The 11682-nt window shown below is 40.9% G+C and carries 10 protein-coding genes; all 10 read right to left on the bottom strand.

What is annotated here, in order from left to right; translation table 11 throughout:
* Window positions 1–432: 432 nt before the first annotated feature.
* Window positions 433–1026 carry a type I-F CRISPR-associated endoribonuclease Cas6/Csy4 gene (gene cas6f, locus L1070_RS03560; RefSeq protein ID WP_237124523.1) on the bottom strand — a complete coding sequence of 198 codons (594 nt, stop codon included), beginning with the start codon at window positions 1024–1026 and terminating at the stop codon, window positions 433–435.
* Window positions 1023–2045, bottom strand: a complete 1023-nt coding sequence (gene csy3 / locus L1070_RS03555; RefSeq protein WP_237124522.1) for a type I-F CRISPR-associated protein Csy3 — start codon at window positions 2043–2045, stop codon at window positions 1023–1025. The genes cas6f and csy3 overlap by 4 nt, the downstream gene beginning before the upstream one ends.
* Window positions 2045–4096: a type I-F CRISPR-associated protein Csy2 gene (locus tag L1070_RS03550; protein ID WP_237124521.1), complete on the bottom strand. Its 2052-nt coding sequence runs from the start codon at window positions 4094–4096 to the stop codon at window positions 2045–2047. The genes csy3 and L1070_RS03550 overlap by 1 nt, the downstream gene beginning before the upstream one ends.
* 3 nt (window positions 4097–4099) lie before the next feature.
* Entirely contained in the window at window positions 4100–5293 is a 1194-nt protein-coding gene (locus L1070_RS03545; protein ID WP_237124520.1) for a TniQ family protein, read from the bottom strand.
* A 90-nt stretch (window positions 5294–5383) separates the two neighbouring features.
* Window positions 5384–5674, bottom strand: a complete 291-nt coding sequence (locus tag L1070_RS03540; protein ID WP_237115944.1) for a hypothetical protein — start codon at window positions 5672–5674, stop codon at window positions 5384–5386.
* A 20-nt stretch (window positions 5675–5694) separates the two neighbouring features.
* Window positions 5695–7500: an ATP-binding protein gene (locus tag L1070_RS03535; RefSeq protein WP_237124519.1), complete on the bottom strand. Its 1806-nt coding sequence runs from the start codon at window positions 7498–7500 to the stop codon at window positions 5695–5697.
* 18 nt (window positions 7501–7518) lie between these two features.
* Window positions 7519–7821: a helix-turn-helix transcriptional regulator gene (locus tag L1070_RS03530; protein WP_237124518.1), complete on the bottom strand. Its 303-nt coding sequence runs from the start codon at window positions 7819–7821 to the stop codon at window positions 7519–7521.
* Window positions 7822–7984: 163 nt separating this feature from the next.
* Window positions 7985–8698: a retron Ec48 family effector membrane protein gene (locus L1070_RS03525; RefSeq protein ID WP_237124517.1), complete on the bottom strand. Its 714-nt coding sequence runs from the start codon at window positions 8696–8698 to the stop codon at window positions 7985–7987.
* Window positions 8685–9884, bottom strand: coding sequence for a reverse transcriptase family protein (locus tag L1070_RS03520; protein ID WP_237124516.1), 1200 nt, complete (start codon window positions 9882–9884; stop codon window positions 8685–8687). Before L1070_RS03520 ends, L1070_RS03525 begins: the two co-directional genes overlap by 14 nt.
* Window positions 9885–10509: 625 nt before the next feature.
* Window positions 10510–11673, bottom strand: a complete 1164-nt coding sequence (locus L1070_RS03515) for an HNH endonuclease (RefSeq protein WP_237124515.1) — start codon at window positions 11671–11673, stop codon at window positions 10510–10512.
* Window positions 11674–11682 lie beyond the last annotated feature (9 nt).

Here is an 11682-nt window from a genome sequence, read left to right as displayed (position 1 = left end):
CGTTCGTTTACTAGAAGTGCTCCTGTTGTTTCAATCACCAACTAAAGTTAATGTATTGAATTAACCTTAGTAAAAAGCCCAGTAAATTCTGGGGCTTTTGAATTGGCCTCTGCCTTTTCGGCAGGTGTATGTCATACGATGTGGTTGTTTACTTCCTGGCCTAATTTCAGCTGCCTATGCGGCAGGTCACTTATTTGATTGGTATACCCGATAATCTCGAAAATTTCCAGCTGCCTATTCGGCAGGTCACGCATTGGTACCAATGTCATTTGCTCACGATGAATTTCCAGCTGCCTATTCGGCAGGTCACTATTAACGTTAGACCAAAATCTTTTAAATTCCATACAATTAAGCCTACTTTCGGCAAATAACCTTTCTTTTATCCCCCCAATGTAACTCTTTGATATACAGCACTCCTAAAGCTATTGATATTTAAAAGGCTAATAGCGGAACACTGCCTGTGTGCTCTTTGTTTGTTGCAAAGCCATAGCTGTTAAAGGTGTTTTGTATTGAGTCTGTTGGCTCTAACCTTAGATGCAGTACAAAGTCGTTTTGATTGCTTTTACTGGCGATGGGGATTTTATGAAATGCGCTAATTTCTGTGTCGGTTGGCACGTACTGCGGAATATATTCTTCACCACGAGCTTCGGCTCTGCGTTTTGCGCGTTCCATTCGGCGGCGTTTTTCACCCATACATAACTTACCTAAGCTTTGATCGCGGATAATCTGTACTTCAGGGGCATCGACTGGTACTGGCTTTATATCAGACATTTCAAACAGCTTGTCGTGGGCCATCATTTCAAAATAGTTTTGCTGGCTTAGGTTTTTAAGTGCGCTTCTATCTTTACTTACAAAAGCTATTTGATTACCAAGGTGTTTGTCGGTCCATTTAGGGAAGCTTACACCAATGTGGTTGCAACTTCGTTTGTTCATAAAACCGTGCAATATGCCAATGCAGCGGCCTGCTAATAGGGTTACATCACAATTTGTTGGTAGGTAAGTAATGGTGAAATATGCTCGGCTCATTCTTTGGCCCTTTGGAATAACCCGCCTTTGATTAAAACCGCTGCTATGTAGTGAATATGGCTGGCTTGATCTTGGTTTTTTAGGCCGTTTTGCTCCATTTCTTTTACGTATAGCGCGACTTTTGGTAGCAGTGAATAAAAGTCTAATCGGTTGCTTGGTGCGCGTCTGGCAATCACGTTTTTGTAGTCTGCGCCGTATTCGTGAATTCTTAGCCGCTTGTTTGCGTCTTCATCGTACCAGTCATCAATCATTTGAATGGCAGCCCCTACCTTTTGAGAATGAAAGCAGGCTGCGTCTTTACCCGCTACTTGGGTGTAAGCGTAAGTTCTTGCTACGTCATCGTTTTCTGCGAATGATTGGCTTGGGTAAACCTCTTGTCCAAAGTAGGTGTCGAGCTTGGCGGTTACTTCTAAAAAGCAAAAGCTATATTGGTCTTCTAGACCTGTTTGAAGCACTTCTGTGAGTGTATGCAACGCGTCTTCAGCTTCGCACCATTTGCCATCCCAGCGTAAACGGTTTGCTTTGGTAATACTGATAGGGTCAAACCCTTTGCCAATTATCTCTAAATCTACATTGGGTGATGTTTTGTTTCGCCATAGCCACTCGCATATGAGAATGTTCTTGGCGTAGCGCTTTGCCAGCTCCCCAAAGCCACCATGCTGCTTGTAGGTGTTCATAAAACGTGTGAGCCAATAACTTACTTTTGGTTCACCACATACATTTGGTTCTAGGCTGTTTGCTTCTACTCTGAGTGAAAATCGGCAATAGAGTTGTTGCACGGTGGGCGGCACATAACAAAGCTCTATGGTGTGCGGATTACCAAAGGCTAAATCTTGCGGTGCAAGTTCTTTGGGTGTGGCTTCATTTTTATAGGCTTCAGCGAAGCCTGACTTTTGACCTCGGATCTTTTGCCGTTCAATTTGTAATGGTTCAAAATCGCTTTCGGGTGTTTTATAAAAAAATACCGCCTTACCTGGCGAGAGTGAGCGGGTGTATGAGAGCTGGCGCGGGAGTTTCATTAGTCGTACTCAAACTTGGCTTTTTTCATAAGCATAGATGCTTTTTTACAATGCATGGCCCAAAACCCATGATTAAAAAAATGCCGAGCGCCAGATAGCCGAACTGTGACCGCATCTACACATTCAAGCAACCCAATAACAGGCTCAACATAACAATGTAACTGGGTGATTGAGCTTTGCCTTGGTTTTGGTTCTTCAAGAGCTAAGTAACCCAGTGCAGCTGGCCGCATAGTAGGTCGCAGCGTTAACTGCTCAGCCAGTTCCTCAAAACTGCTTACCTCGACCGAGGTTGGATAAAGCCACGAACCACCTTTAGGTAACGAGCGGATGCGCTCAAACAATGCCAGTGGTTTTGCATAAACTTGGCACCAATCAACTTGATCATATAACGATGGAGGATGAAGCGTACCACCCGCATAACGTGATGGAAATGACGCTTTGAGTAGGCTTTCAGACAAGTCGTTAGCAACAGCTTGGTTGTTGGTTTGCACTCTAAACACCAAATCAAAACATATATCGCACTTAGGTATTTGCATAATTGCCGAACGCAGCGGCACACGCTTTTGACCGTCTTTTTTGAGTTTGTTGGGCTCTGGCAACTGCTTGTTGTTGTGCAATTGGTACGAGCGAACATACACAGCCACACCAATCACATGTACGCCACTGCCTAACAGCTTTTGCAGCTTGCGTTGAAATTGATGCCCCAAACCTTCAAGCGCGGTGATTGACGGTATACCCATTAGGTAAGCATTCGGCATTGCCTCGGCGTTATAGACTCGCAGATTCTGACAATGCACATACTGAATATGCTCCGCCTCAAATTCATCCTCTTGGTTATTTTGATGCGATAGCACATAACTAAGTTGCGCTTTTAAGATAGGCATTAGTTCTGGGTGATAAGCGTAACGCTTTAAGTATTTAAGCCCACTCATTTGCCTGTTAAGCTCTTGGCTTAAAGTAAGCTCTAACTGCTTGTATTCTTGCGTGGCTAAAAGTTTTACTGGTTCAGGGTCTGAGTCATTTATCGCTTCGTTTTGAGCTAGTTTGATAAGCTTTTCTAACCATCCATAAAGTGCTGTTCGTAGCGCCTTAGTTGCAGCAATACGTGCCAAGCGCTTTTGCCTAAGCGTATTAAACGGCTTTGACTTTGATAGCACCAGCAAAGCCTCGCTCACTGTTTTGCCATTTAATGCCGACACATTAAAAAGCCGGTGTTCGTCTTGGCTGTAGTAGTCGTTAACGCTTGTCGCACTGTAAGTTTTGGCAAAGTATTTAAGCACGTTCACTCTGCCGCCCAGTGCGCTTGGTAGCTCTCCCACATTTGCAGGGCGATTGTGTTCAATGACCCCGCGTTTAAGCAAACCGCTGCGCGTTGCCATTTGCAGCGCAGCTAAAACGGCGTGACTTACAACGGGCGATACACTCAAATAGTCTTGCTCTATTGGAATAAGTAACTGAGGGGTGTAATTACTGATTTGCTCGGGCAAGTCTTCACTTGGGAGCTGCGCAGCTATTTGCTCACACACTGCAATCACATCTCTTTTTAGTAATCCTAGCTCTCTAAACTGTGCTACCCAAAAAACCTCTTGCTTTGCAAGCATCTGTGCCAAACACACATATTCACCACGCCAAACAAAGCCTGTTAAAAACAACTTAGCATGATTAATTTTAGCGCTGTCGTGCGACCAGCCAAATTGCCTTGGATAACTCGCACTGCTGACTACCCTAAGCCCATCATCAACCACTTGCGCCATTAGCCTTTGGTGGCTAACTCGAATATCGGGGTATTTTAAATTATGGGTGTGATACCACTTTACTTCATCAATACAGGTTTTAAGGTGTTGCTCATCGCGTAGCGCAGCTTTGGCACTACTCACACTCGCTAAATCTTTGATGTCTTTTCGCTTGTAGGTGAGGTTAATTAAAATCACCAATGCTTGAGGTTCACTCCCTGTTATATCAACATGTTCAGAGTATGGTGCAAATGCGGCTCGTAGCGTTTGGGTAAGCTCTTTACTTGGCGTATTTTGTAGTAGTGTGTGCAGTTCCATTGATCACCATGGTGGTACAAATTGTTGTTGGTTATTAGGCATGTTCGGTGCAAAAGACTGCTGTAGCTCTATAACCTGCCTGAGGTAAAACACGCTATCGCTCGGCTTTAAAAACGTATTCTTTTTAGGTGGTTGAACTGCTGCTAAAAAGCCCTCTTCGTATAACCTAAACACTTGTTCGGTACTTGTGCCAAGAATTACTGCGGCATCGAGCATAGAGAGTAGTAGATCACCTAAGTTTGGGTGTTTTTTCTTAGGGTTTTGCTCTACTAGCTTGGTTAAAAATGTAATGATGGCCAACTGCACCGTGTTGTAGCCGTGCGAGCCAGCGCAGGCCAGTTTACTGTCTTTAAGCAAACTACCAAATACATCATTAAATGGTGTGTGGTTAAACGGCCTAAGCTGCTTTACTTTAGCAAGTTCAGCAGTACTAATTAGTTCACCCTCAAACCCACAGGGCCAGTTAGAAAAGTAGCTTACAAACAACTCGCTAAACTCGTCTTCATCATAGCTGATAGATTGACACTGGCTAAACCAAGCCATAAGCCCAACGAGCTTTGCAACGGCGTTACCTGCAAGGGCGTTACCTGCAAGGGCGTTTGCCAATTTTAAATCTGCTTGGTTTGCCTTTGCAGCTGGCTTGATTGCAGCACCACACTCACACTCTAAAAACGCCTCAGACGCTCTGTAATCAATTTCCGCAGCACAATGCCCACATATTCTAGTTAAGAGCTGATTATGCTTATGACAGGCTTTATAGGCTCTTAAATGCCAAAGGTAAGGTATGTGCGCAACTTGCTTTAAACATTCGATACAAACAGGAATGCCAGACTTACGAAGCAACTGACGAGGCACCAATAACCCACCACGAGAAACCGCCGTAATAGCACCAAACTGTGTATTACTGCGGAGCCAACACAAGTTAAGCAGCTCAGACGCTTCAACCCCTGCTAACTGCGCAACCAATCGCAGCGCTCGAACCCGAAAATTACTCGATTGAGATGCCTTATACACATCAACCGATTGCAACTCGTTTGGAAAAGCTCCCTCAAGCTCATGATCTTGCGCTACCAGCCAATCCCACAAAATATCGGCCATATCAGCAAAACCAAGATAACCATTGTCTTGAGACAAACGAAGCAAGTAGCTTTCAATGGTTTCATCTGGATAAGGAGTTGTTTGAGAAAGGAATTGCATTTAAAACCCAAACTAAGGAAAACTTAGTTTAGGTTTAGCTGAATACTTATTTATTGCAAGTCGAAATGTCACTTTAATTAAGGAAATAAGTTACTTGTGTTCTCGCCACTCTATCAATGCTGATTGAACATCATATGCCTGTCTAAACCCTTTAATACACCGGCTTTCAAAGTACTTAGGGTTGTACCGAATACTATCCGCAAGCTCATCGATATATTTTTTACCATTTTCAGTGTAACGAGCAGCTTCTGCATTTGATAACTTAACTTCCAAGGTAAAAACCCCAACCGTTCCAGCTATAACAGATATAAAGTGCTCATCACCGCACCGAAATAAGAGCCAAGACATATGCTCTTCGTCTAGAACTACCACTTTTTTCATCGTTGTACTCATTATGCCAACTAGCAGTTGTGTGCCTCAATAAACGCCCAGATCTTATCGCAAAGGTCTCTTAATTCTGGAGTCAATTGCCAATCATCAGATTCATTCATCACTTCAATTGCTGTATTGCAAAACTTAACTTTGTCTTTGATAGTCCCCGAATCGTCCTTATAGAACTTTCTTTTGGTACCACTATTGTTAGTAACATACGATTCCAAAATAGCGCCAACCCCACGCGTTTCAGATTTAAGCTTATCTTCTGTCAGGTTTTTGAAGTTATCAATATGGCATCCATCTCTGCCTCTAAATGTTCCCCAACGCCGTTTGGCCGTTTCTACAAATGGGTTAAACGGTATATAGTTTTCAATTTCTTTCCATTCTAATAAAAGGAAATTGTCGCCTAAGCTAGACTCAAGTGCTTTAACTCTATCACCTTTGCCATCAATATCAGCGTCAGCGATTAACAGTATATTTTGCGATAACTTTTTTGCTGGTGTTTGTGCATCACTTCCACTCTTATCTGAGCTAAAATCCCAGTGAGTAATATTGCTTCCCTGATATTCGGTAAACACATAGTGCAGGTTCTCATGCAAACTTTTTAACTTGTTAGCTCGGTCCTTATCGTCAAGCTCTTCAATATATTTTTTAAGGTATGTTCGCAAATAAAGCTTATCTGTAACGCCTTCAACCCAAATTGAGCAATTAGCTAATAGCACGGAGGAAGCTCGCACTCCCAACTCTGACAGTACATCACTTAATTCCAATGCTGGTTGAACTTTCGTTTCTCCGTTGATGCGTGAAACTCGCTGTATTGAAACATCATCACGCTCCTGAGCTAAGTCTAAAAAGTGATTTGAATGAGTAGTCATAAAAAACATATGCTCTTTGTGCTTAGCAAATGTTTCTATCAATGTGCGCAGCAATCCGGCATGAAGGTAATGCTCTGGTTCCTCAATAAAGAACATCGTTGGTTCTTCGGCCATAAACACTTTAAACGTCAAGATGATTATCGACTGTATACCATCGCCTAAATCGTAGATTGGTCTATCTTCATCATCACCCTCTTTAACATGAACAACATCCTTATCGATCATAGGTACGAGCGATATATCGTTACCAAAAAAGAAGTTTTCAGAAAGATATTCTTCAAACTCACGCACTTTTTGTCGTTTATCGTGAGAACCTAGCAAATGCTCCTTCAAATCCTCATACAGACTATGCCCAGTAAAGATCTCCCCACCTTTTGATGATGCTGAAAAATAATCTTTAGCGGTTCGAAACTCAAAAATATCCTCTTCCGCTACCTGCCTCAAGCTTCGTAATGTCGGTATATAAACTTTAGGCCAGTTTCTGGTTTGATATTCAACTGTGAATTTTTCCACTGACAAAGCAAAACGTGTGTCAATCCACTTGATGAAATTTGATCGAAATTCCTCTTCATCAACTCTTCGTGAATAGGCTGAGTCATGTCTTGATTCTGAATACACAGTAGCGATCAAAGTCTCAAAATTATTTGGCTGGCTTTTAATCTTTTGAAGGCAATGTTTTAACTTTCCTAAATGAATATAATTGAGAGTAAATGGCGTATGGGCTGTAGAAGATTTTTCTAAATAGTCTAAAAGCTCATCGGCCACATACCGTATGTTTAGTTCTGAGATATCGTAAGTCCAACTTTCTCGAGCTCCTGTAAAAAACTCTCTCAGTTTTCGGCTTTTACCTGAGTTGTTAGGACCAATAAAGAAGTTAATTTGACGGGTATTTTCCAGTTGCCAAAGCTCCTCATCAACTTTCCCGATTCTCTCTATTAAATTTGTATTGATTTCCATATTCAATTTGATTCACTATTATTTTTTAGAACCTAGAGCTTTGAGTAACTCTTTTTGTTCTTCTTCTGTAAGTTTACCGAGTGCACGTATTAACTCAGCTAAGGTCTTATCTTCACAATAAAAATAAGCCACAGGCACGCCCAACTCATCTGCAATACGCTTCATGGTTGTAAAGTCTGGTGCATGCTTACCTTTTTCGTACTGGTTCATTCTTGCGCTGGCCGTGTTGGGCTCCATACCTAAAGCAATGCCTAACTGCTGTTGCGTGTAACCAGCTGCTTTGCGGGCCTCTTTTAGGCGTAAGGGCGTTGGTGATTCCATGAGTACCTCAGCTACAAACTTCAATAGCTAAGATTCTCTTAGTATAGCGCCCACTTTGGTACTAAGGAATACTTAGTTAAGCTCAAACGTGCCACATTTTCTTTTCTGCTTTCTAATATTTATTCAGAGCTGAATATGCATGCATTGAATGAGAAGAGCATCACTAAATATAATGCCTGTCTGGTAATACTGGCATATCCACATAATGACAAAACTCAGAGTTAACTCTGCCAACTAGTTTAAATACGTCACCTTCCAACTCATAAAAGTCTCTTCTTGGAAGAAACTCAATTTCTATGCCTACAGTAGCAAGTAGCCCTTTCATTTTCTGTTGATGTGGCTTGTATTTAAAAGACCCTTGGCTCAGATCTACAACCTTGCTGTTGCTGTCCTTTACCACTGCATCAAGATGCTGCAGAAAGTCTATGTATCTTTCAGATGGAGTTAAAATTCCCTCTCTAGATTCTGGAAAGATCAAATTGTAAAATTTGAATGAGTTAATCGCTTTTGGTGATAATCGAAGAGTATTCGATGCCTCTGTAGAAAGAAATCCTTTAAACAGTTGATAGTGAGCTAGATGATTTGAGAATTTTGCTGTCTCTTGATGGCTTATATAGCTATGTAACGCAATATAAATACCATACACCGTAGCAACACCAAGGCTAACCGAAAACCCTATCTCCAAAGCTTTAATTGATGATGCGAAAATAGAAGCAAAATTCAGGGTGCAGGAATTGCTCAAACAAAAATCCATGTTACCTACATTGCTACTGCGAAAAGTTGCTATGTAAAATACGATAGAAACAATCAAACTAAGTGAAAAAGGGAACATACTAAAACACCAAAACTTAGTTTTTAGCTCATTAACTTTTATCATAATTAGGAAACACTTTTTTTAGTCTAGGACGTAATTTATTGACATAGTTAGGATAAGATTTAGCAATAAGGTTTAATCTCTCTTGAGCTCTATAAAACCTTTTATAAAACCAGTAGTTATCACCTTTTTTCTCATAATCTCGCTCTAACGTTGAAATCATAACCTTGATTCGTTTTAAATCTTTTTTTGACGGCTTTGGGTGCACTTTTAATAACCGTTCAGTTAACTTTTTATGCTGATTATGTCCCACTCGCTTTAGCTTATTGACTCTTCCCATACAGCGATTGTAGTCTTGTCGATACGCATGGGTCGTTCTAAATTTCGGTTCAGACGCAAGGCGTTCAACATTTTTAACTGAAGCTCGAATTCTAGAAATTTCATCCGCAGGCAAGCGAGGTTCTCGAAACGAAATTCTAAGCCCATGAACCAATAGTGGACCTTCAGAAACCCTAAAAACGTTAGTTTTTTCAACATTTACTGGCAAATCTTTTTCATGAAGCATATCTATGACGAGGCTTTTTACATAAGAAAAGTCGTAGTCTCTATCCATTGAAGAAATTGTAATATCGTCAACCAACCTGGTATATACCAAGCCTTTGCGCTTAACTCTCCTCACAACATCGGGTTCGACGTCGAACAGACATAACGAAGCAATATAACTAGAGGTTAGGGCTCCTTGAACAACAAAGCCTTTGTAACAGCAAAGTTCCGCTAAGCAGTTTGATACATCATCAGGATACTTAAAAAAACTGGTGAATATTCCAACAACATGATCAATGTGAATATTATTGAAAAAGTCCTGTACGTCGACTTTCAGGATACTACTACGTAGACAATGATTTTTTACACAAGCTACGTAGTCCTTATGTTCCAGCTCTCCATGCAAAAGGTGCTGATTTGGGATCGAACCATAGATGAAGCTCGGCCAGTGTATTATCGCACCACTTTTTGGATTAAATATACGGTTGTTTATACGCCGCTGAACTTTTCTTAGTGTTCGATGGGGGTTATAGACGACCCTTACACCACCAGAAGACTTCGGCACTTCTGACTTTACATACCTATCATCACCAAGCTGGCTAATCTCATCCAATTCGGACTCATCTATATCCAACGCCAAGCATAAATTTTTTATCGAGCTTATAGAGTTCCCTGAATCTTTATCATAGTAGTCAATTAATTCCATATTTTCGCTTCTTACTAGTAGGCTAGGCCTGCCCATACTGTAGGATGAATCGAGGAATACCTTATCCATCGAATTGACTTTGAGTACGCCATTCCTCGAAACGGCCTAGCCTAGACGTCAACCTCTACTCTGGGTTTGAGTGGGAAAGTGTCGGGCTCCCTCGGACGAGTTCGTTTTTTAACGAACGCCTGCAATTCACAGGCTATATCCTCAAAATCTTCTATCTATTTCAATGGTTAAAGGACAAGCGATACGCTTGCGTATCTAAAAATTAGACCTTGAAAACACTGTCGTCAACAAATTAGGTTAAATATAATTTCACTTCTTCAACAACTGAACCAGTGGTACTTTCTTACAAAACTGTGTATCTATAAATGTGTCTTAATCTTGAGGCCCATCAGATCTATACATGGAATACTTCTCCATCTCACAGCCTTTAATTTCACAGCTGAACCTAGCTGGACAGTTACAAGTTTGGGTGCCTATCCACATTAAATTTTTCACTAAGAAATACTTAGTTTCAGCGGTTCATCAAAGTACACCTTCGAAATCTACGTAACGCTTTGGTAATTTGGATACTCAGCAGAAGTTTGGCCTCTTTATAATGTAGGCCAATTAAATGAATTTATTTCAGCTGCTTTAATTGTTCCAATGTTAGTGTTTGCTCAAATGCTCCATTGAACATTTGAGCTTCAAGGTATTGTAAAACAGTATTTATGAATTTATCTAAGTTTTCTGTTGTTAAGTCCTGAGTACCTGTCGAAGCCAATGCATACTTAATAGCTTCATTAAAGTTATTTTCCCGCGCTTTTATCTGTTGTTGGTTAATTACAGAAGTTATAAGTCGGCCAAGAACTTGCTCAAACTGCTTCTCATCATAGCCTCGTTCTTCAACAAGGTCATTTATAGTTTTACAACCGAAATCAGCGTCACAGTCAACAGATTGCGAGCTTATAGGATCAACGGCATGATATCTTTTAATCTCGCCTCCTTCCCAAGAGCGGCTTAATACACAGCTTAGATTAATATGATTAAAAAGCTTTAACCCACAAAAAACCAATTTTTCCTTAGGATCAGCCCAAATGAAGATTTGATGGTAAAACTCCGAACCCCACTTTAGTTCTGGAAAGTTTGTGTTGTAATCAAAAGAAACTTCTACACGCTGTGTGGCTTTCCCTGTTATGTAATCTATAACTTTTTCAAACGATCCATCCCGCAGCCTTTCACTATCACATAGTGTCGCTAAGTAAGTAACCATCATTTTACATACAGATCTAAAAAACGGCTCTCCCCCTAATCTAAAAGAGCCCATAACCTTTGGTATATCATAGGTTGTGGTGACTTTTACGGAAGTATCCACCACGTCATCCAGAGATTTACCATTACTTAAAGCAAACTGCTCCATCAATTTTAAAGCTTCTTCAGGATTCCTAGCTTGGAAACTCATTTTGATTGCGTTACCGTCAGCAGGAAGGGTATTACCTGTCACTTTTGAAATATAAGGGGAGCCCCCTGACTTGAGTTCAAAGTCAAATCCATCAATGCTTCCCGCATTTTTTATCGTTTTCGCCTTTTTCTTCCTTCCCGTAGTTATGTTCAAAAAATTTGAGATAAAAACAAATTCATTGGCTAAACCTTTATCAATTTCATCACCCAGCCTTTTATTACATGACACACAACAAATATTTCGCGAAGTTTTCTTACCCCCTAAGCTCGATAAAATAGCATGCTCATTAGATCCTTTTCCGCTCTCAAACTCACTTCTTTCACAATATAGGCACTTAATCACAAGCTTCTC

The organism is Pseudoalteromonas sp. MMG022, from assembly GCF_021654245.1.
In the GTDB taxonomy this organism is placed as follows: domain Bacteria; phylum Pseudomonadota; class Gammaproteobacteria; order Enterobacterales; family Alteromonadaceae; genus Pseudoalteromonas; species Pseudoalteromonas amylolytica.
This window is presented reverse-complemented; position numbering and strand designations above follow the sequence as displayed.